Raw genomic sequence first — 21169 nt, forward strand, 5'->3', positions numbered from 1 at the left:
CATTTTTGAAGGGTGAACTATGATGGAGTGGATCACTGATCCCCATGCGTGGTTTGGTTTGATCACATTGGTTTTTCTAGAAATTGTTTTAGGCATAGATAACCTTGTCTTTATTGCAATTTTAGCCGAAAAGTTGCCGCTACACTTGCGGGATCGTGCGCGCATGATGGGGCTTACTTTAGCACTAGTTATGAGACTTTTCCTTCTTACGGTTATTGGATGGGTGATGAATCTCGATACGATAATTTTTTCATTCTCATCTTTTGCATTTAGTTGGCATAGCCTTATTTTAACTGGTGGTGGGGCTTTTTTGCTGGCAAAGGGAACGCTAGAATTACACGAGAGGTTGGAAGGGATACCGCATGAAAGAAAGACAGGCGTTGCTTATGCTGTTTTTTGGCAGGTAATTGTTCAAATCGTGGTGCTGGATGCCGTTTTTTCTTTAGATAGCATTATTACTGCAACAGGTATGATTGTGAAAGAGCAGGCAGTGGTTATGTATATTGCAGTCATTGCTGCTATGGGTGTGATGATGTATGGATCTGGCGCTCTTATGCGTTTTATTAATCGTCATTCTACTATTGTAATTCTTTGTCTTGGCTTTTTGATGATGATTGGATTTACTCTCATTGTTGAAGGATTTGGCTTTCATATTCCAAAAGGGTATTTGTATGCTGCTATTGGTTTTTCTGTTCTTATTGAAGCTTTTAATCAAATTGGACGTCGTAATCGTGAAAAAATGATTACAACAAATGATCTACGTGGTCGAACAGCTGATGCTGTTTTGAGGCTCTTGGGAGGGGGAAACAAAGAGGGTAGTCTTGGTGAGACTGTAGATGTCATTGCTGAACAAGCGGCAGCTTCTGAGTTATTTCGACCGGAAGAAAAAGAGATGATTCGTGGTGTTCTTGATTTAGCTGATCGTCCTGTTCGCTCTATCATGTCGCCACGCAATGAGATTGAGTGGTTGGATTTAAATGGTGACGAGAATGAAATGCGTGAAGAATTGCAACAGGTTAAACATAGTCGCTTAATTCTTGCACGTGAAAAAGTGGACGAATTTGTTGGTGTTGCTTTGACAAAAGATCTTCTTTTGAATTTGGCTGAAGGAAAAAAGATCAATTGGAAAAAAGCTATGCGAGAACCACTTGTTGTTCATGAAAATACAAGCGTTTTACGATTGATGGAGCAATTACGTCATTCTTCTATTCAGCTTGCAATTATTGTAGATGAACATGGATCTTTTGAAGGGATTGCAACGCCAACTGATATTCTTGAAGCTATTGCAGGTGATTTTCCTGATGATGATGAAGAACCTATGATAGCAGAACAGCTTGAAAATGGAAGTCTTGTTGTTGAAGGATACGCTGATATCCGTCGTTTAAGTGGTTATCTTGGGCGTAATCTTGTTGATGAGGCAGACCGTTATACTACTCTGGCAGGGTTTATGCTTTGGCAGTTTGGTCATTTGCCGAATGAGGGGGAAAGCTTTGAAACTGACGGTCTATGCTTTAAAGTTATCGAAATGGACCGTCGAAATGTATCTAAAGTCCTTATCTCTCCCCTCGTGTAATCAAAAAAAGCTTATTATTTTAATAGGCAAGGCAATAAGAAAATGCTTTTTATTGTAGGAGAGTGGAGGATCTAGAGATTGTGTAGATCGATTGTGGTTTCGTTGTTTTTGGACAGTTTTTGGAGTGTAAAAGATGGATATGCAAAAGTTAAATTGTCTATTGGCGTTATGCTAAAAGAGGGATTTTATTGATAGGGCTCTCTAAAGGAAAATTGCAAATTCATATATTTTGATACAGTGGGGTTAGTACGGAAAGATGGCACTTTAATATTGAGTATAAAAAAGATAAATAAAGGATAATGGTTGCGTTAACTTACATATGAAGTCAAGCTTAATGAGGTTATTTCTGTTTACACGCATATAAAAAAGAGAAAGGCTTTTATCTTTTTTATTTATTCAGGTGGTGTTTTGGGAGATCGCTTCCAATATTGTTGCGCTTCAAAAATTGCTACAACAAATAACGAAATGATGAGCGGTATAATCAAATAAAGCATTCTAAATACAATAAGTGCTGCGATAACATCTGTTGGATTTATATTAGGCATACCTGTTATGAATAAGGCTTCAAGAACACCAATACCCCCTGCTGGAGCATTGGAAAGAAGAGTTATCGTAAAAGATGTTAGGAAAACACCGAGCACAGAAATAAAGTGAATATCTGTGTTGTGCGGAAGAACTGCGTATATAATCCCTGCTGCTGCTAAAAGTTCTAAAGGACTAATAAGGAGCTGTTGAATGACAATTTTTAATCGTGGGTAGGAAAGTTGAATTTTTTTGCTCAAGTGTAAGGGTTTTAATTGAAGCCAGCTGCCAAAAGTATAGAGTACTATACAGACAAGAAGAATTGCACCAATTGTTATTCCAAGCCATTCAGGAAGCTCATCATGAATGAGAGTGATAATTTGGGGTTGCAGAATCAAAACGATCCCAAAAAGTAAGATTGTGCCTATCACAAAAGTAAAAGAGCAAAAACCTACCAATATCGCGATTTCTGTTCCATTTAATCCTTTCATTTTATAGGCACGGTAGCGCACGACTGCACCAGAAAAAACTGAAGCACCAATATTGTGTGAAAGAGCATAGGTAGTAAACGAACATATCGCGATAAAAACCCAAGAAATCTTATGACCAAGATGCTGCAAAGCAATTCGATCATATCCAGCAAGAGCCGCATAAGCCAAGAAAGAGCACGAACAGGCTAACAGCCAGTGCTGTGCACTTAAATCGCTCAAGCGTTCCAAGACATCACTAAAAGAAATGGCAGAAAGCTTTATATAAAGAATGCGGATAGATATCAGCATTGCTAAGATACCAATAAATGGCCATATAAATTGCTTTATTTTCACGCTTCTATATCCATTTTATCTTTTCTATAAGTTTAATTCATAATTTTGCATATTTTTTACAGATCTCTGCCCTGTTAAATGTTCTACGACACCATTAGCAATTTCTTCACCATCAGTTACTACAATATCTGCGCCTAAATCAACGAGATAAGTTGTTTCTACATCGGATAGTGCATGCGTAATTATCTGAATATCTTTTTTCATACCACGTATATTCACTATACATTCTCCTACTTCAATGGTACTTTGCATTGTAATAACAACTTTATGTGCATTACTCATATTTGCTGCGTTCATTATTTCTGGTTGAATGATATTGCCACAAATTACCTCGAATCCATCTGCAATCGCTTGGTCAGCGAGGCGTTTTGATTCTTCTACTATTACTACAGGTTTACCTCTGTTTACCAAAGATAATGCAACATATTTACCAATATGACCGTAGCCAATAATTACGATATGGTTGTTTTTTAAGGTTATTGGTAAAAATTCATGGTCAGGATCTTGCAGATCAATATCAATGATTGTTTGTGTATCTTGTAAATTTTCAGGAAATTTTTCTAGATGTTTTTTAATTTTGTTGCAAGCCATGAAAACAAGGGGATTAAGCAAAATAGAAAGAATCGCTCCTCCAAGAATTAAATCATGGGCATCGTTGTTTAAAAGCCCCAAGCTTAAACTTAAACCTGCAAGAATAAAAGAAAACTCTCCGATTTGAGCAAGGCTTGCAGAAATAGTCAAAGCCGTTGCATTAGAATAGCGAAAAGCTTTAACGATGAAAAAGGCAACGACCGATTTTCCTAAGATAATAATGAATAATGTTGCTAAGAGGGGGAAAAAGTGAGTCAATAGTTTTCCTGGGTCAAATAACATACCCACAGAAACAAAAAAGAGAACAGAAAACGCGTCTCGTAGCGGTAAAGATTCTTCTGCTGCACGGTGGCTTAATTCTGATTCACTCATAACCATGCCTGCAAAAAAGGCACCAAGAGAAAGAGAAACACCAAATAAATGAGCTGCTCCGAAAGCTACTCCTAATGCAATAGCAAAGACACTTAGACGAAATAACTCACGTGATCCTGATTGCGCACTCATTTTTAGTAACCATGGGATAACACGCCGCCCAATAATGAGCATAAGTGCAATAAATACAATAACTTTCAGGATAGTAAGACCAAATATTCCCCAAATACTTAAGTCTAGCCATTGAACAAGAGGATCAAACGCTTCCTTTTTTGTATTGCTAAGGACGTTTGCTAATGATGGTATAAGGACAAGGATAAGGACCATCGCTAAATCTTCAATAATTAACCATCCTACAGCAATGCGTCCTTTTTCTGTTTCAATAAGATGGCGTTCTTGCAAAGCACGCAGCAGGATAACGGTACTTGCTATTGATAAAGCTAAACCAAAGACCAAACTACCGCTGAAGCCCCATCCCATGATTAGACCAAGGCACAAGCCTAGAAAAGTAGAAAATGCCATCTGTGCAATAGCCGCAGGGATAGCAATAGCTCTTACAGATAAAAGGTCTTTTAATGAAAAATGGAGCCCAACACCAAACATCAGCAAAATGACACCAATTTCAGCGAGTTGGTTGATAATAACGGAATCTATTCTAAAGCCACCTGTATTGGGTCCAACAATAACGCCGGCTAACAAGTATCCTACAAGTGGTGAGATACGCAAACGGCTAGCAATCATTCCTAAAAGAAATGCTAAACATAAACCTGAGACAATAGTTGTAATCAGCGGAGTATCATGGAGCATAGATTATTTACGACTTTTTATTAAAAATGAATGTGTTGAAATGATTGTAACTTTTTTATGAGAAGAAGGGGGTGGTTGTTATATAAATCGGTATAGCATTTTCATTTTAGTTTAATGTTTGTATGATTATTCCGTTCACGCCACCAATCTCCTAACAGGAGTAAAATAGGAGCGGCAATAAAGATCGAGGACGATGTTGCAATTATAATTCCAAAGACCATGGGCAATGCAAAGTTATGGACAGCACTTCCTCCCCATATAGCCATAGGCAACATAGCGAGAATTGTTGTCGCTGATGTAAAGAGACAGCGGACAAGAACTTGACTAATTGAGAAATCAATCAGTTCACGCAGTGGCATTTTTTTATAAAGGCGCATATTTTCGCGCATTCGGTCATAGACAACGACCTTATCATTTATGGAATAACCAACAATTGTTAAAAGAGCAGCGATGGCTGTTAAATTGAAATCAAATTGAAATAAAGCAAAAAAACCAATCATTTTGGTGGTATCTAAGATGAGCGTTACAATTGCTCCAACTGCAAAGAACCATTCGAAGCGCAACCATATATAGAGGGACATGGCAATTGCAGCGAGAATAACAGCAGTAAAAGCAGCGGTGGCAAGCTCGCCTGAAATTTTGGGACCAACAACCTCTATCTGATCGAATGTGACATCAGGATAGATGCTTTGTACAGCTGTCTTAACCTTATCAATGACGATACTTTGTTGCGCTTCGCTGCCACTTTGCTTCTGCATGCGAATGAGCACAGTATTTGCATTATCCATATTTTGTAGAGTAACTTCACCGATATCAAGGGTAGAAAGCCTTGAACGTAAAGTTGCTAAATCTGCTGGTGTTTTGGTGGTAACAGTCATTTGGCTTCCACCAATAAAATCAATTCCGAAATTCAAGCCAGGTTTAAAAAATAGAAAAACTGAAGCAAGTGATAAAACAATAGAGACGCCAATACCAATAAAGCGTGCTTTCATAAAGCGAAAAGTGGTATTGTGTGGGATAACATTAAAATTAGACTTAAGATGCAGCGTTTTAATTTTCCATTTACGGACAACCCAAATCATCATGATGCGTACAATTGTGATATTCGTGAACATGGAAATGATAATACCAAGTAACATTGTTACAGCAAAACCGCGAACAGGACCGGTGCCAAACCAAAATAGTAAAATAGTTGCAATAATTGCGGTAACATTGGCATCAACGATAGTTGCAAAAGCGTGTTTGAATCCACGATCTAAGGCAGCAAAGGCGCTGATACCTTTTCTACTTTCTTCACGGATACGTTCATTGATGAGAATATTGGCATCAACGGCGATACCGATACCTAAAATAATACCAGCAATACCGGGGAGTGTGAGTGTCGCACCGAGGAGACTTAGAGCAGCAAATGTTAAAATAGTGTGGAGCGCTAGTGCTATATTCGCAATGATACCCCAAAACCCATAGAGAAGAAAAATAAAAACCGTAACAAGAATAAAACCAATTATGCCGGTATAAAGCCCAATTTGGATGGCGTCAGCACCAAGATTTGGACCTACAGTTCTTTCTTCAATTACCGTTAATGGTGCAGGTAAAGAACCAGCGCGGAGGAGTGCAGCCAGAGTTGATGCTTCTTTGGGGGCAAAGTTTCCTGTAATTTGACCTTGTCCATTCGGAATGACGCTATTGATGGTAGGAGCCGTCAAAACTTTGTTATCAAGAACGATTGCAAAAGGGCGGTTAATATTTTGTCGTGTTATCTCAGCGAATATTTTTGCACCAGCGGAATTCATAGTGAATGAAATAATAGATCTTCCTGGTATTTGCGGATCAAAACCTGCGCGGGCATCTTTCAATACATTTCCATCTAAGGCGATTTGATTATAAATTGCATAGCGTTGTGTTTCATCAGTATATCCAGGAAGGATTGAAACACCTGCGGGTGGATTATTTATATCCACATCAGAGGGTACAAGATGAAAGGTCATCTTAGCAGTTGTTCCTAAAAGATCACGCAGCTGTTTTGGGTCTTGTAAGCCTGGCAGTTGAACCATAATACGATCGGTTCCTACTTTTTGGATGGCTGGCTCAGTAACACCAACTTGATCTATACGTCTACGGATGATTTCTAAGCTTTGTTCGATAGCATTGTTAATACGATCTTTCATACCAGCTTCAGTTAATATGATACGAATAGTTTCATTTTGAGCACTGATAGTGATATCATTGGCTGTAGCACCAAAGCTACTGTGTATGGGGGTTATCAATGTCTTCAAAGCTGAGAGTGCTTTGTCAATTTGTGATGGATCAGAAATAAGTGCAACAACGCCTCCTTCGATGATACGAACACTCGCTGTACGGATTTGTTTTTCACGTAGTATGTTACGCACATTTGCTAAAATTATGTGTAATTGATCGCGTTTTAATGTTTTACTATCGACTTCAAGTAGGAGAGAAGAGCCTCCTTGAAGGTCAAGCCCAAGTGTCACACGGGTGTTAGTTAAGAATTGTGAGTTTGTAACCTGTTCTTGCGAAAATAAATTGGGCAAAGCAACGTAAATGCTGCTTAGAAGGATAAGACAATAAAGAGTAATTAACCAACTGGGTGTACGCATGATATATTCCGCTAATAGGCAATCTAATAGTTATTAAAGTTAAAGGTAGAGTTTAAGATGATAGTTGCATAATTCAAGAAAGAGGGGAGGAGCGCGTTTATTTGAAAAATATTGTGTTTGAAGGTTTCCAAGTCGTATGCAAATAGCTAGAATAATCATTAAAAATAGCTTTAACGTTGGGGTGTTTTGAAAAGTACTGATAGGCAGAATAGGATCTGTGTGGGGTGTTCTAAGCTTTTTATTTCCCGTTGTTGCAACATTTAATTGAGGATGCTTGTTGTGTGGTTCAAGCGTATTTTTTTTAACTATATTACTTGCTTGTAGCTGTTTGAGCCAATAGGTGCGTGCTCCTAGATTATTTGTCAACAATACGCCAAAGCTGGACAGAAGAAGCCAAGTCGCAAAAGGGAGAAAATTTTCTTTTTTGCAATAAAAGCGCAAAAAAAGCATGCCCAAATCCCTTCTTTTTTAATCTTTATTGAGTCCATTACCATTAGTTCTTCTCTTACTTATCAGTATTATAGGATGAGGGAAAGCTTTTATAAGCTTATTCTATAAAAGTTGAAAAGATTTGCCTCATGTCATATTTTAAGAAGGGATAGGTCCCTCTTTATACATTTAAGGTAGATATGTTTGCATTTTTTAGAAAAAAATTACGCATACTTTTCTTTATTTGCGGAATTATTATTGTATTCAGCTCTTGTGCATGGGGAGATATTGGGCCGCAAGATGCAGTCATTGAACAACCAATAACTTCTCACTCAATTGATGAAATTATTCAACAACAACAGATTGTTATTAAGAATCTTGAACGTGATACGGAAACTTTAAAAAAAGATTTTGAAAATAAATTAGAAGATGAGGGTTCTTTGTCAGAATTGCGGTTGCGTGCACGAGATATCAGTAAACGTGCCATAGAAGAGGCATTTGTTTTGCGTACTCCTCTTGATGATATTAATACACTCCTTGATCAATTAACAGAGCTCCATGAAGAGCTAAAAAACTTGAAAAACTTAAGTAAGGAGCGATCTTACTTGATAGAGAAAAAAGCTAAGATTAATAGTATAGTGCTTCGTTTTGAAGCAATCTTTTTGACTGCAAATAGAATAGCCGAACTTTCTATTTCTCAATCTCGAGAGCTTTTTAAACGCACACTTACACACAGGCTTGAGTTTTCTCTCCCAATGATTAAACATCTCACCCAGAAAACAAAAGAGGCTTCATCTGATTTTCTTTTTCTGTTGAACTCTTGGTGGAACTTCTTGTTTTATTTCAAATTATTACAGCTATTTCTTTCTTTTTTGATTCCGCTTTTTATCGCTTTGGGACTTTCTTATTTTTCTCATAAGGTTCTTTCACATGTGCGCTGCCACTTTACCAAGAACAACGAGGAAGTATCTTATTTACAACGCTTATTGATCGCTTTTGTTTCTGTTCTCTTACCTTCGCTTGTGTGTTTTGTTTGCGTTTATCTTGTATTATTCTTATTTCGTGGGTTTAGTTTGGATCCAGGGAAACTCACAACAGTATTTGATATGGTAGGATGCCAAATTATATTAATCTTTTTGATAAATCGTTTAGCCGTTGTTCTTTTATCACCAAATAGGGCCCATGTGCATCTTCTCAATATTGCACCGTCGGCAGCACATCAATTGGTGATTTTACTTACTTCTTTAGGTGCAATTTTGGCATTTGATGCTGTTCTCGATAGTATTTATCAAATAGTTTCAGCCTCTCTTTCTTTGACAATTGCCAAAAGTTTCGTTTCTGTTTTTTTTGTCGCGATACTACTGTTTATTATTTCATTTGTGCCTTTGCGGTTTAGACGTGGGGATTCTCAAAGTGAAGAGAGAGAGCCGCATTTTTGGCCGCTTTATATACGTATTCCTCTCATTTTATTGGGATTATTGCTGATTGTGATGGATTTTTTAGGATATGTTGGTCTGGCGCGTTTTATTATGCAGCAAATTATAATCGGTGGAGCATTTTTGGTTTTAATGTATTTGGGGATAAAAAGCGCTCAAGCAATCGGAACTAAAGGACAATTTATGAAAACGAGCGTTGGTCATATTTTAATGCAATGGTTGCATTTAGAAGAGAAAACGATGAATCAATTGGGGATTGTTATTAGTATTTTCCTCAATTTTGTTGTTGTCGTATTTTGTGTAATGCCAATCGTTGCACAGTTTGGATTTTCGTACTCTGATTTCAGAACAGTGATGTGGCAGTTGATGACTGGTTTTCAAATTGGAAATGTGTCTATTTCTTTAATTTCTATTGTAACAGGAATTGTTGTTTTCTTCTTTTGTTTTTTTGGCATTCGTCAATTTATCGGTTGGCTGGATGGTACTGTATTGGCGCATAGTGAATTCGATTCTGGTGTGCGTAATTCTATCAAAACGGTTATAAATTATTGCGGTGTTGTCGTGTCAGCTTTGATAGGGCTGTCAATGGCAGGTTTAGATCTGAAAAATTTTGCGCTTATTGCTGGTGGGCTTTCGCTTGGTATAGGCTTTGGATTGCAAAATATTGTTCAAAACTTTGTTTCTGGTCTGATTATTTTGGTTGGAAGACCATTTAAACTAGGAGATTATGTAGAATCTGGATCAGTGGGTGGTATTGTAAAACGTATTAATGTGCGTGCAACGGAACTTGAAACATTTCAGCGCAAGACGATTATTATTCCTAATTCAAGTCTTATCAATAATAATGTCAGTAACTGGACTCGGCGTAGTAAAATGGGGCGTATTGATATCCCTGTTACTGTGTCCTCAAATCTTGCTCCAGATCGTGTTGTTGAAATTTTGTTAGAGATTGCTTCTGCAACAGAAGGGGTTTTAAAAAATCCTGCACCACAAGTGAGTTTTACGGCATTTGATAGTAAGAAATTTTCATTTAATTTGGCTATCTATGTGCCTAATATCACCGCGCCTTCTAAGGTGACTAATACTCTTCGCTTTGTATTATATAAGCGTTTTCTCGAGGAAGGAATTCTAGAATGCTAAAATGTTTTCACGTTTTTATGGTGGTCGCACTGTTGGATATTTGGGCTGTGACAGCTTTTGCAGCAACTGTGAAAAATACTGATTCAAAGAAACAATCTCTCATCATTGTTGAAGGGAGTATACCTTTAAATATTTCGTTGAATACTCATCAAACAGTTACAATTTGTATGAAGGGGTGTTTTATTACTTTTCCTAATAAAGACCGTTTTGCAATAATGGCAGAAGATCATATAGAAATCAACAAAGGTAGAGCCATTTTTAAATAAAATGGCTTCAGGTTTTTGTTATTCGGTAAAATATAAAGGGGAGAAAAGATATGATTTTAGTATGAGATTGCACATCGGGTAAGTGAGATAGACAGACTTTTTATGTGCAAAATTTGGAATATGTGTTTTCAGGATGCTGGTTTTTCAACATTTCTGAAAATAACTAATTAGAATAAAATCAGTTTTGTAGTTTTGATACGACAGTTTGAATGAGAAGAGTATAACAGTTTTATTTTTGAAAATAAAAGATCACAGCTATTTTAGCCAAATTTTATATTTATAAATATTGATAATGTATAAATATTAAAAAATTATTTGCTAATCTTCAATTTTTATGTGACTATATAAAAGTATATATTATTTTGCAGTGTAAAATTTTAAGCACTTTGTTTTTTTAATGTAATTTTTGATTATATTTGAATAATAGTAGTGGGGTATAATTTTATGAATACAAAATTTATAACAGCATCCGTTTTTATTTTTGTTTCAGCTTCTATGGTTCAGGCCGCAGATGTGGTTGTTTCTGAGCCGCCAGAACATGTTGCTTCGTCAGTTGTTGTTTCTCCACCTTTTTCTTGGGTAGGCTTTTATTTTGGAGGCCAAGTTGGTGGTTTTTCAAGTAAACTTTCTGCAACTACTCGTGATGGGGATATTCCTCTTTTTCCTGATGAAAGAAGTAAAAATAAAAAGTGGGTGCCATTTGAGAAGAAATATTTACCTGAACTCTCTGGTTTTGTAGGTGGCTTTTATTTAGGTGCCAATATGGATCTTGGCAATAATTTTATCTTGGGTATTGATACAGACATACTTCTTTCTGGTCGAAAAAATACAAAAACTACAGTTCACTATGATGATTCTGGTGAAGTTAGAGGTAAAAAACTCTCAGAGGAAGAAACGGATTCAGAGGAGGGAAGAGAAGATTCTCAATCAGCTATGAAAAATTACAGAGAAGCAGGAAGAATAGAAAAGAACAGCGTAACTTTTGGCCACAAATTAAAAGAGAAATGGGTTGGTGGCACACGGATGCGTATTGGTTTTGCTGCTGATCGTATTATGCCGTATATCTCTGGTGGTTTTGCTTATGGACAATTTCAAGATATTATGTCGACATCTATTACTGGAACAGAGCCCTTTAATGCTATATCAGATGATACAAAGATGATGATTGGTTATACTCTTGGTGGTGGTGTTGACTTTGCAATGGCAGATAATGTTATTTTGCGTGCGGAATACCGTTATTCAGATTTTGGTAAAAAGAAATTCAAAGACGAGATTGAGCTTAATTACAAGACAAATGATTTTCGTATTGGTGTAGCTTATAAATTTTAATTTTGCGCGCTTAAATTAGCTCTCAGGGGTTCTGTCTTTGATGGAACCTTTATTTGCTATTCTGTAAAATGTTATCTTTTGTGATGGAAAGGAAGTCCTTAATTTTCAATGTTTGTGGTCAAGTAGGGATGACTATGAGATTTCCATTTTTTTGAATGAAAGCTTTCAAGGTTATTGGCATTACTAAAATGCATGCTCAAAAAGAAGTTATGATTCGAAATCAAGATCGTTAAGTGCTGTTTGGTAGTGTATAATGGTGTAAAAAAGATAGTTTAGGTTTTTACATTCTAATAAACTGTTGGAAAATAATCGGGAATCCGTATACTGTGGTGCGGACGGCGGGCACCATTTGTGCACCAATTTTTTCTTCCCTTAGAACTCTCTACAATATCACCTGATAGCGCGGTTTATCTTTTTTCTATTTAATAACTAATTGTTTTTATTTTATTTTATTTATTAAATTGCCTTTTGTATATAATCTTGGTACCAGATGAAAGCGCTCCAAGCGCGATTCAAAAGGTGGTTTTTAAAAGGTGGTTCAAAAGGTGGTTCGAAGAATAAGAACACGTGATAGACTATCTGTCTTATCTGTAAAAAATCTATCTAAAGGCAAATATGCTGACGGAGCTGGTTTATGGCTTATCAAAACTGCACCAGATCAAGGACGATGGGTTTTTAGGTTTGACCTCAATAAAAGACGACGAGAAATGGGATTGGGCTCTTGTAGCAATGTATCTTTAAAAGAAGCACGGTTCAAGGCTTCAGCTTGTCGTGATCTTTTGGATCAAGGAATTGATCCAATTCACCAAAAACAAAAAGAAAATTTGCGTCGGGCAGGGGGTGGTATTTCTTTACGAGAAATTGTCTCAAGTGCTTTTGAAGCGAAAAAAAACGAATTGAAAAATGAAGGAAAAGCAGCAAGGTGGTTAACACCTCTTGAGTTACATGTTTTTCCTAAACTTGGTGATATGCCAATCACTGAACTGACGCAAGTTGATATAAAAGGATGCATTTCTCCCATTTGGAAGACAAAAAACGAAACAGCAAGTAAAGCTCTATCTCGCTTGAATATAGCTATAAAACATGCGGCGGCACTTGGTATAGATGTGGATATGCAATTGATACCAAAAGCAAAAGCTTTATTAGGAAAGTTTATTCAAAATACCCAAAATATTCCAGCAATGCCATGGAAAGAAGTGCCTAAGTTTTTTCAATCTTTAAATGATGAGCTTGTATCAAATCTAGCTTTAAAACTTCTTATTTTGACGGGTGTTCGTTCTACGCCAATTAGGCATATTCGGTCAGAAGAGATTTATGGATCAATATGGATTATTCCAAAAGAAAATATGAAGGGGATTGTTGGAAAGGTTTCTGATTTTCGTGTGCCGCTTACAGCTGAAGCGCTTGCTGTTATTGAAAAAGCAAAAAAAATAGAAAAAAATGGTTTTTTATTTTCAGGGAGTTCTGGAAAGCCTATATCTGATGTAACACTTTCTAAATTCATGAAAGACAAAGGTTTTAATTATAGACCTCATGGTTTTCGTTCAAGCTTACGTGATTGGATAGCAGAGACAACGTCAACACCATTTGAAATTGCAGAATTTGTTCTTGCGCATTCAGTTGGTAGTTCAGTGACGAAAGCTTATATGCGAACGGATTTTTTAGAGCAACGCCGTATCCTCTTAGGACAATGGGCGTCTTTTATATCAGGAAAGGCTTGATAATATGTCTATTGTCGAGTCAGGTATCTAAGAAACACTTAAGTGATTAGCGGATAGATTACGGTATAATCTCTCTTTCCCTGCCTCAAAAGTGGGGAGGGAGAAATCATTTTATTGGCAAATTCATCTTATCGAAAAATAATCGATGTCTTTTCTTGGCATTATCTACAAGCTTGTCAAATGAAATCACTTCTATATAAGCTTTATAATTCTCGTTATATCCAAAATACCCCATGTTATCACCTGTTATTCTTAAATTCGAGTTTTTGCAACATTTCCTTATACTATCAGTTAAATCACAGATAATATAACAATAACCAGGTATATCAAGAGAGTCTTTTATAGGACGACCATCGAATGTTTTTACTTTACCTTTTCTAATTTCGTCTAGATAATCAAACACTTGTTTAATCGGATCTGTTTTATCTCCCGATTGTGCATCATCTCTCATTGGACGTTTAATTTCTATTATAAAAAGAGATGCCAATTTCATAGGCTCTTCGTCTGATATTAAAATAGGATTGTCGTATATAGGGGTGTCGTATACATTTAAGGCACATATATCAGGTCTTTTATCTTCTGTAGAACCTGTAATAGGCATTGCTTTCAATGAGATGTCAGAAGCTAAATAATCATGAAAAACTAACTTTTCATCTATTAACCATAAATTACAATTATCCATAGAAATGTCATTGGAATCACACTTCATTGGCATTATGAGTTTGTGAATAACATTTTCTTTAGCGTAGCCTTTATCGCTTTTCTTTAAGGCTTTTTCTAGAAGATCTAAGATAACTTTTCTGTGGCATAAATAACCTATTAGATCAGAGCGATTAAGATCATTTACAGTTTCTACATATGCGCTAACTTTATTTAAGTATTCTTCATAATTTGCGTTTTGTTCAGCTTGCAAAATATCATGACCTTCTTTTAAAGCCTTTTCTTCTAATTTAGTAAGATGTTTATGAAGGAGAAGCTCTAAGCTTTGGTCAGAGCTTGAGGGAGAAGCTATGTAGTCATTTTCAGTTAAATGTTTTAGAACTGTACGGTAACGTGGTGCTTTTTCAGCTACGAATTTTTCAATTATCTTCTTACTGTTTTGAATGTTTTGCTTTAATTCTTTATCTAAGTATTTTTGAATACTAGGGACTACAGCTTTCCGTATTTTATCAAATGATATCTCTACCTTCTCTAGTAATCCTTCAGTATTTTCTTGAATATCAAAGCCTATTCTTTCAGCACGTACTCTTTCATCCAAAAAAGGAGAGCTTACGTAGCAAGAGTAGATAAATTCACCTATATCATCTTGCAGTTTTGCATGCATACCAAGAACGTTATGAGATAATATTTCTTTTGTGATAACTCTGTTGGCTGCACAAAAACATAAAGCCTGATTTTCTAAAGGTAAGGACCTAAATTTAATATGCATAATAGAAAAGTTATACTCTCCTATTTTTATTTCTTCATTAAAAACGGCCCCATGCATGCATTGTTCATATAGATCATTCAATAATATCTTTTCTGAGTCATCTTCAATAGTTATAGAAGGACAACTACCGGTTCTTGCAAAATACCAGAGACAATGTTCTAAGAGTGCTTTAGCGATAGACTGTAGTTTTTTAGGAATATGATTTTTATATTTTTGTTTTAGACCTGTTAACTCAACAACAGTTTCTCTCTTCGTACAATTATCTTGAAATTCGTGTAATGCTTTTATACCTTCAACAGCGTCGAATGAGAATTCACACCCTTTTAATCCTCTATCTGTTTCATAAATACTCCTGATTTTTATATTATCAAAAGCTTTAAGCCATAAAAGTCGTCCTATACCATGGCAACCTTTTTCTATTTTATGATCTGAGTCTAAAGTTTCAAATGATTTAAAATTATGATCATTAAAGCCTGTACCATTATCGATTACTTTAAAACCTATAATTTGTGTTTTGTTTCGTTTTTCAGTATCTTTTTCAAGTGGTAGTGAAGCTTGCTTCGATCTTATGACTGAAACTATAATGTAGCGTGAGGAAAAATCATTTCCTATTTCTTCAATGGAATGAATAGAATTTACAACTGCTTCAAAAAGAGGCAGTAGAGCATGATTTTCTGGTAAAGATGTATTTCTTACGCGGCCACTTAAATTTGTTCTCATTATCCACTCTAATCTATGAAAGACAATCAATTGTGTCGTTTTATAAAGATTTGACTTCCTCTTCATCCTTAAAGGATTAAAATTTCGAAGCTGTTCATATCAAATACAGTTTATTAGAAGCTTTAAATTCATGAAACAATTAATTCAAAGATTAATTCTTTGAAATCCACTGTTTTAAATGGAAGAAGACATTGTCTATCGTCTCCATGAGACGAGCAAAATTAAGAAATCATTTTCTAAAGAATTTCCCGCGTCTCAGGGTATGTTTAGAGTCGGATATTTGGTTTTTGTGTAAAAATATTTCCTACAGCATCTATAAGACGTGAAAAATCAAGCGCTAATAAGAGTATAATGAGTACAATCCATTTCGTATAACGTGACATCACTTTTACACTCTTATAGGTCATGATGATTTCTTGAAGTATTTCTTTTTCTGCTTCTGTGAGTTCTATATCGTCTTGTGTTTTTTTCTAGCCATGTTTCCACCCACACACGCGTTCACCCTGTTTATTGTGCTTTAAGATCTCTCTTGCTAAGTTGGAACTGATGGCATTCAGATCTTGCTGTTTTAAATAAATTGGCAACCAGCCAACACAAGAAGAAGCGTATTTATTTGTCGCGCAACCAGTCAGAGAGAGCAGCACGCACATCAGCATCACTTTTTTGATTAATTTCATTTTCCACCTCCAGCCGTGTTGTTGCTGCTTTTAAAGCTTTTTCTGTTTGCTTTTGCTGTTCTGCTTTTTTCCCAAGAGTAAAAGCTCTAGCTAATGCAATAAAAAAAGCGGCTAAAGCCGCAGCTGTTATCATCAGATTTCTTTTCATCCATAAGATCATAGGCGGTGCTCCTGAAAGCGTTTGGCAACAAAGAAAATACCCGCACATGCGGCTAAAACCATAATGGCGGCTAGTGCCCATTGGATGGGACCATTGCCTGCTAACAAGCCGCCAAGCCCTGAGAAAGAACCAATAATCGGTGCAAGGGCTTCTGCTTTGAAGACCCCCGTTGGTTCTTGCGTTTCGACTGTTTGATAATTGGAGGAAACATAAGCCCCTTTAGCCCATAAGCCTGCTTCTGCTGCACGCCGGTGTGCGAGACCTTCAAGACGCTTACCGCCTGCTTTGGTCCATTTTTGTAATTCGAAGGGGACTGCTTCATATTCACCACTATTAAGCTTCTTTAATAGTGTAGAGTTACAAAAGGCTCCTGTTCCTACATTATAACAAAAGGACACTAATGCTGCGAATTGTTCATTCGTTAATGAAACTGTAACAGCGCGTTCAACGACATTTTCAAATTGTTGCAAATCTTGGCAAAGAAGTTCTTCTGCTTGCTTTTCCGTGATTGTCATGCCTTTGTGAACAAAAGGTTTTCCAGCACTGTTTGTATGTCCATAACCGATTGTCCACACACCAATGGCATCTTTATAGGCATTCAAACGCAAGCCTTCCCATTGTTTTATGAGTGCTAGCCCTTCTGATGATATTTTTCGCATAAATTTCTCCATAAAAAAAATCCCCACATAAGGCGGGGATGCGTGAAAATCTAAAGTTGATATCTTTCCTGTCCGAAAGGACAGCTTATTAAAACCTGTGTAGCTTTTTTGTTGGAACAAAAAAATGTCTTTGACATTATCTATTATGTAGTATATAAGCTACAAATGTTTATTGTCAAAAAAACACTATATTTTACAGAGTGGCTAGATTCTTTAAAAGACAGACAAGCGCAAAAGAAAGTTGCTGCACGTATTTTTCGCCTTGAATATGGACTTCTAGGAGATGTGAAATATTTCCGTGGTATCGGTGAATTAAAAATAAATCATGGACCAGGCTATCGTGTTTATTTTTTTAAACAAGGAAAAGAGATTATTTTATTACTTAATGGCGGCGATAAATCTACTCAGCAGAAGGATATTGAAAAAGCCCTTCAATTAGTAAAGGAAATAAAAAATGGAAATTACTAAATTTGATGTAAGTGAATATTTTAACACGCCTGAAGACTTTCAAATCTTATTGCAGGATGCTTTAGAAACTAAAAATAGTGGCTATATTGCACATGTATTAGGTATTATTGCGCGTAAACAAGGAATGACAGCCGTTTCTCAAGAGACAGGTTTAAATCGCGAATCCCTCTATCGTTCTTTAAGTGACAAGGGTGACCCACGACTTTCCACTTTTCTCAGTGTTTTGAAGGCGTTAGATTTGCAAATCAGTTTAACACCTGCCAAAAATAATTGTAAGGAACAGACAGTTTTAGAAGAAGCATCTTGACCACCTCCCCACTTTTTAAATGGGAAGGGGAGTTGTGTTTTTAAAAGTTAAGCAGCTTTCACGACAGATCTTTCTAAGACCTGTTTTGCTTCTTTAATGAGGGCTTTATATTTTCTGTTTTCTTCGTCCACTCTAAAAGCCTCAATAAGACGAACATGTATAGGACCTAAAAGATACAAAATTTTTTCACCAGCGTTCATACCTTCCCAATAACTTGGTAAGTCAAAACGTTTATCTTCATAATCAGTAGATTGGTTTCTTAGTCTCTTTTCACACTCAATAAAGTAACGGCGTGCTTGCCTACCTTTCTCATTGCGTTCCACCATTGAGAGCTCTTTCGCCATGTCTAAAGTGAGGTGATATTCTTTGCTGATAACATTTTTACGTTTCCCAATTTTGGGAAGCGTTAAAATAAAATCTTTTCCTTCTTCAAATTCATACTGATTAATGCGGTTCGTAATCCAAGTAGCAAAACGTTTTCCTATTGCCAAAAACGTATGCAATTCACGCGCATTAACAGTTTGAACAGTTTGCTGATCAATGATTTGTTCCGATATTTCTATAAGAGTGTTCATAATGAACTCCTTGTAGTTTAATGGTTTTCTATTGACACTCCAGAAGAGTGCCGGGCGCTAGAAAACACGGCTACAAGTCCGTCGTTATGCTTTTCCTCAAAGGGTATTTTATGGCATAACCACACCCGACAACGCCATTATATGCGCGTAACATACAACGAGTCAAAGCCTTTACATGCGCGGAAAATTGATTATTTCGGTAATCAATCCGCTTGTAGATTTTAAGGTGTTTTCTAGGCACCTGATTCGATTATTCATATTGTCGTCACATTGTCAAGCGGCTTTCGAGATTTTTACATTTTTGCTAATTTGACTTATATATCCTCTTCATCCATATGAATAACGCCATCGCCTTCGTTGTATGAGGCATCGGGTGGAGCGTTTGGATCAAGGGTATCATCTTTGTCTGGTGTTGTGTTTGCAACGTTTCCAGCCGCATCTTCTTGTGATGCATCAAAAAGTTCGCACTCTATTCACTCTATTTTTGTGGTGTAACCACCTGTTTTATCAAGTTTGTGTTTGACGCTTTTGATGCGCCATTCTGCTGGAATATAGGGGCGGAAAGGGGGCTCCTGAACAAGCTTTGCTTCTGCTTGCACAAAGGGATCACCACCAATATCACATGAGAAAGAAGATTTACCGCGTGATGACTTATTGCGATAAGCGGCAATGGCCGCAACAGCTTCTGCCTGATTGTGATAAGTGTATTTGAGTTCATGAAACGGCGGGTTACCAGATTTTACTTCTTTTTTTTCACCACTGCGTACATCGTAATAGGTTGCGATAACACCACCTTTTTTCTCTTTGTCTTCTTCTTTCTCAGGTGTTGTTTCTGCTTTTTCCGATTCAGATGGTGATGGTGCTCTGTCACTGTCATCCATATGGATAAAGTTTTCATCATCATCCATTTCTTCTGGTTCTCGTGCATTAGCTGCGGCTTTTTGGTCGTCCCCCACATCCGTTTCTAAGCCATTTGCCGCACCTGCTTCATCCCGTGCGCTGTATTTAAAATCCCAAGAGGTACAATGTTTTTCATGGATTACAACAATGGGGAGTGTTTCGCCGGTAATGGCTTTGCCTTCCCCCCGTTTGGCAAGTACAAGGTTGCCATCAACAGGCTTTGCCACCGCATCATATTCTCCTGCAAGACGTGTGGCAAAAGCCATATCGCTTTCAGCAGTTTGATCAATGTGACGCACAACAATTTTTGCAAGAGCAGGATCAACTTTGGGGGTATAGCCATTACGCTGCGCTATCTCTTGAACAATACTGCCAAGGGTTTGCTGGTGATAGGATTGGCTTTTAGGTGTTCGGTAGGATGTATTCATTGATGCGGCGCGCCCTGTAACGTTTAAGCTTTGTGGTGGGCTGCTCACAGAGATTTCATCAATCAAATAGGCTCCCATATCGCGGTTTTTGCCGCCTTCATAGCCAAGTGTTATGGAAATGACTGTTCCGATAAGAGGAATGTCTAAAAAGCCATTATCACTGTCACGTGCGCGGTCATCAAGTTCTATGGTGATACGGTCACTTTTGTCTTCTGCTTCATCGGTAATTTCAATCGACAAAACATAGTCCATGAGAGTTCTTGTAATGTCTTCTCCATTTGCCAAAACCGTGCAAAAAGGTTTCATTTCTTGCTGCCCCAAAGTCTGATTACTGGTGTAGCTTTAGGATAAGGCAAAGAAGGCAAAACAATTGTGATACCTGCTTTTAAAATGGGACCATAGTCTGCAAGCCCAAAATTCGCTGCATAGACGCGTTCAACAGCAAGTGCTTGTTGACCTTTGGCATAATATCTCCAGCAAATGGCATCCACCATATCGCCCTCTTTGGTTCTGTAAAGATCACTCATTGGTCTTCCCCATATTCTCTCAATTTTATCGTAAATTCTTGTTTTTTGGGGGTGCCGTTATGATGAAAAACGCTTTGTTTTTCCTCCACAGAAAGAATGACAAATTTGCCTAAAATCCTGCCTTGACCTGTTACAAGAATATGAGGTCCCTCATGTGCCATTTGCCGTAAATATTCGATCTGCCTGTGACCACCTTTAAAATCTGGATAAATCACACCAGTTAGAGAAAATTCCGCATTTGCAACAGCTGGCAATTGAAGAGCAGCTTTCCGCCCCAATCGCCCTTGCTCTACCCATGGAACGCCATAAGACATATCGAGTGTTTGATATGCTGCTGTTTCAATGGAAAAAATAAAAACACCCAAAGCTAACATCATGGTATTTAATCCGAAAGGCTAGAGGCTATGGCTAAACGTTGCTGTTTTGCATAGCGTTCAAGTGCTTGATTGACAGCGTCTCTGATTTCGTCCTTGAGACCATTTGGTACTGAAATATTGAGATTTGTAATGGTGACACGGGCGTCTACTTCAACGGGTTTATGAACCGTAATGGGCTTTGGAGCTTTAAAGGCAGCCACTTTTGCATTTGTAGCCTGCATTTGTCCTGTTTCAACGACACTTGTATTAAAACCACTCTTGTGTTTTTCAGGCGGGGTATTTGTAACCACTACTGTATCAACCATTCTTTTTGCCCG

Annotated in this window: 18 protein-coding genes and 2 pseudogenes; 7 read left to right on the top strand and 13 right to left on the bottom strand. The window is 37.2% G+C overall.

Translation table 11 applies throughout. The features are described 5' to 3' along the window. Positions 1-19: 19 nt before the first annotated feature. Complete coding sequence (locus tag MCO_RS03610) at positions 20-1573, top strand: TerC family protein (protein WP_007552671.1); 1554 nt, start codon at positions 20-22, stop codon at positions 1571-1573. Positions 1574-1965: 392 nt separating this feature from the next. Here MCO_RS03610 and MCO_RS03615 read toward each other — a convergent pair whose 3' ends face one another. The 4 genes from MCO_RS03615 to MCO_RS03630 form a co-directional block, all read right to left on the bottom strand. Continuing rightward, positions 1966-2919 (bottom strand): YbhN family protein, encoded by a 954-nt coding sequence (locus MCO_RS03615; protein ID WP_007552672.1) that lies wholly within the window; start codon positions 2917-2919, stop codon positions 1966-1968. A gap of 24 nt (positions 2920-2943) precedes the next feature. Next, positions 2944-4689 (bottom strand): YbaL family putative K(+) efflux transporter, encoded by a 1746-nt coding sequence (ybaL, locus tag MCO_RS03620; protein WP_007552673.1) that lies wholly within the window; start codon positions 4687-4689, stop codon positions 2944-2946. Positions 4690-4790: 101 nt separating this feature from the next. After that, positions 4791-7304 (bottom strand): protein translocase subunit SecD, encoded by a 2514-nt coding sequence (gene secD / locus MCO_RS03625; RefSeq protein WP_007552674.1) that lies wholly within the window; start codon positions 7302-7304, stop codon positions 4791-4793. A gap of 39 nt (positions 7305-7343) precedes the next feature. After that, positions 7344-7754 carry a hypothetical protein gene (locus MCO_RS03630; protein WP_007552675.1) on the bottom strand — a complete coding sequence of 137 codons (411 nt, stop codon included), beginning with the start codon at positions 7752-7754 and terminating at the stop codon, positions 7344-7346. A gap of 179 nt (positions 7755-7933) precedes the next feature. On the opposite strand from MCO_RS03630, the gene MCO_RS03635 reads away from it, so the two are divergent. From MCO_RS03635 to MCO_RS03650, 4 genes are all read left to right on the top strand, one after another. Then, positions 7934-10309, top strand: a complete 2376-nt coding sequence (locus tag MCO_RS03635) for a mechanosensitive ion channel domain-containing protein (protein WP_007552677.1) — start codon at positions 7934-7936, stop codon at positions 10307-10309. Further along, positions 10303-10575 (top strand): hypothetical protein, encoded by a 273-nt coding sequence (locus MCO_RS03640; RefSeq protein ID WP_007552678.1) that lies wholly within the window; start codon positions 10303-10305, stop codon positions 10573-10575. Before MCO_RS03635 ends, MCO_RS03640 begins: the two co-directional genes overlap by 7 nt. Before the next feature lie 444 nt (positions 10576-11019). Then, positions 11020-11904 carry an outer membrane protein gene (locus tag MCO_RS03645; RefSeq protein WP_007552679.1) on the top strand — a complete coding sequence of 295 codons (885 nt, stop codon included), beginning with the start codon at positions 11020-11022 and terminating at the stop codon, positions 11902-11904. A gap of 545 nt (positions 11905-12449) precedes the next feature. Then, a complete protein-coding gene (locus MCO_RS03650) occupies positions 12450-13625 on the top strand; it encodes a site-specific integrase (RefSeq protein ID WP_245256837.1) in 1176 nt (391 codons plus the stop codon). A 106-nt stretch (positions 13626-13731) separates the two neighbouring features. Here the strand turns inward: MCO_RS03650 and MCO_RS03655 are convergent, their stop codons facing one another. From MCO_RS03655 to MCO_RS03670, 4 genes are all read right to left on the bottom strand, one after another. Then, on the bottom strand, positions 13732-15774 hold the full coding sequence (locus tag MCO_RS03655; protein WP_007552681.1) for a hypothetical protein: 2043 nt from the start codon (positions 15772-15774) through the stop codon (positions 13732-13734). Positions 15775-16040: 266 nt separating this feature from the next. After that, complete coding sequence (locus tag MCO_RS03660; protein ID WP_040298742.1) at positions 16041-16226, bottom strand: hypothetical protein; 186 nt, start codon at positions 16224-16226, stop codon at positions 16041-16043. 157 nt (positions 16227-16383) lie between these two features. Continuing rightward, positions 16384-16611, bottom strand: coding sequence for a hypothetical protein (locus MCO_RS03665; protein WP_007552683.1), 228 nt, complete (start codon positions 16609-16611; stop codon positions 16384-16386). After that, positions 16608-17270: a lysozyme gene (locus MCO_RS03670; protein WP_007552684.1), complete on the bottom strand. Its 663-nt coding sequence runs from the start codon at positions 17268-17270 to the stop codon at positions 16608-16610. The genes MCO_RS03665 and MCO_RS03670 overlap by 4 nt, the downstream gene beginning before the upstream one ends. Positions 17271-17435: 165 nt before the next feature. Between MCO_RS03670 and MCO_RS03675 the strand changes: the two genes are divergently transcribed. Together MCO_RS03675 and MCO_RS03680 are read left to right on the top strand one after the other, a co-directional pair. Continuing rightward, positions 17436-17738, top strand: a complete 303-nt coding sequence (locus MCO_RS03675; RefSeq protein WP_007552685.1) for a type II toxin-antitoxin system RelE/ParE family toxin — start codon at positions 17436-17438, stop codon at positions 17736-17738. Then, positions 17725-18045 carry an addiction module antidote protein gene (locus MCO_RS03680; protein WP_007552686.1) on the top strand — a complete coding sequence of 107 codons (321 nt, stop codon included), beginning with the start codon at positions 17725-17727 and terminating at the stop codon, positions 18043-18045. The genes MCO_RS03675 and MCO_RS03680 overlap by 14 nt, the downstream gene beginning before the upstream one ends. A gap of 47 nt (positions 18046-18092) precedes the next feature. Here the strand turns inward: MCO_RS03680 and MCO_RS03685 are convergent, their stop codons facing one another. The 5 genes and pseudogenes from MCO_RS03685 to MCO_RS03705 all read right to left on the bottom strand — a co-directional run. Beyond that, positions 18093-18620, bottom strand: coding sequence for an antA/AntB antirepressor family protein (locus MCO_RS03685; RefSeq protein WP_007552688.1), 528 nt, complete (start codon positions 18618-18620; stop codon positions 18093-18095). Positions 18621-18934: 314 nt separating this feature from the next. After that, positions 18935-20254, bottom strand: a pseudogene (locus MCO_RS03690) (contractile injection system protein, VgrG/Pvc8 family). Beyond that, positions 20251-20475, bottom strand: a complete 225-nt coding sequence (locus MCO_RS03695; protein ID WP_007552690.1) for a tail protein X — start codon at positions 20473-20475, stop codon at positions 20251-20253. The pseudogene MCO_RS03690 and the gene MCO_RS03695 overlap by 4 nt, the downstream one beginning before the upstream one ends. Then, the gene (locus tag MCO_RS03700; protein WP_007552691.1) at positions 20472-20852 is read right to left on the bottom strand and encodes a phage tail protein; all 381 of its coding nucleotides are present in this window, start codon (positions 20850-20852) and stop codon (positions 20472-20474) included. The genes MCO_RS03695 and MCO_RS03700 overlap by 4 nt, the downstream gene beginning before the upstream one ends. A gap of 5 nt (positions 20853-20857) precedes the next feature. Further along, positions 20858-21169: pseudogene (locus MCO_RS03705) on the bottom strand (phage tail protein); the annotation flags it as partial.

The sequence above is a fragment of the Bartonella sp. DB5-6 genome (genome assembly GCF_000278115.1).
GTDB classification, from domain to species: domain Bacteria; phylum Pseudomonadota; class Alphaproteobacteria; order Rhizobiales; family Rhizobiaceae; genus Bartonella; species Bartonella refiksaydamii.

Excerpts from the sequence above, each read along its gene's own strand:
- MCO_RS03645 (WP_007552679.1), top strand. The coding sequence starts at position 11,020 with ATGAATACAAAATTTATAACAGCATCCGTTTTTATTTTTGTTTCAGCT.
- MCO_RS03675 (WP_007552685.1), top strand. The coding sequence starts at position 17,436 with ATGTTTATTGTCAAAAAAACACTATATTTTACAGAGTGGCTAGATTCT.
- MCO_RS03655 (WP_007552681.1), bottom strand. The coding sequence starts at position 15,774 with ATGAGAACAAATTTAAGTGGCCGCGTAAGAAATACATCTTTACCAGAA.
- MCO_RS03695 (WP_007552690.1), bottom strand. The coding sequence starts at position 20,475 with ATGAGTGATCTTTACAGAACCAAAGAGGGCGATATGGTGGATGCCATT.
- MCO_RS03685 (WP_007552688.1), bottom strand. The coding sequence starts at position 18,620 with ATGAACACTCTTATAGAAATATCGGAACAAATCATTGATCAGCAAACT.
- MCO_RS03610 (WP_007552671.1), top strand. The coding sequence starts at position 20 with ATGATGGAGTGGATCACTGATCCCCATGCGTGGTTTGGTTTGATCACA.
- MCO_RS03700 (WP_007552691.1), bottom strand. The coding sequence starts at position 20,852 with ATGATGTTAGCTTTGGGTGTTTTTATTTTTTCCATTGAAACAGCAGCA.
- MCO_RS03665 (WP_007552683.1), bottom strand. The coding sequence starts at position 16,611 with ATGATCTTATGGATGAAAAGAAATCTGATGATAACAGCTGCGGCTTTA.
- secD (WP_007552674.1), bottom strand. The coding sequence starts at position 7,304 with ATGCGTACACCCAGTTGGTTAATTACTCTTTATTGTCTTATCCTTCTA.
- MCO_RS03635 (WP_007552677.1), top strand. The coding sequence starts at position 7,934 with ATGTTTGCATTTTTTAGAAAAAAATTACGCATACTTTTCTTTATTTGC.
- ybaL (WP_007552673.1), bottom strand. The coding sequence starts at position 4,689 with ATGCTCCATGATACTCCGCTGATTACAACTATTGTCTCAGGTTTATGT.
- MCO_RS03640 (WP_007552678.1), top strand. The coding sequence starts at position 10,303 with ATGCTAAAATGTTTTCACGTTTTTATGGTGGTCGCACTGTTGGATATT.
- MCO_RS03680 (WP_007552686.1), top strand. The coding sequence starts at position 17,725 with ATGGAAATTACTAAATTTGATGTAAGTGAATATTTTAACACGCCTGAA.
- MCO_RS03670 (WP_007552684.1), bottom strand. The coding sequence starts at position 17,270 with ATGCGAAAAATATCATCAGAAGGGCTAGCACTCATAAAACAATGGGAA.
- MCO_RS03630 (WP_007552675.1), bottom strand. The coding sequence starts at position 7,754 with ATGCTTTTTTTGCGCTTTTATTGCAAAAAAGAAAATTTTCTCCCTTTT.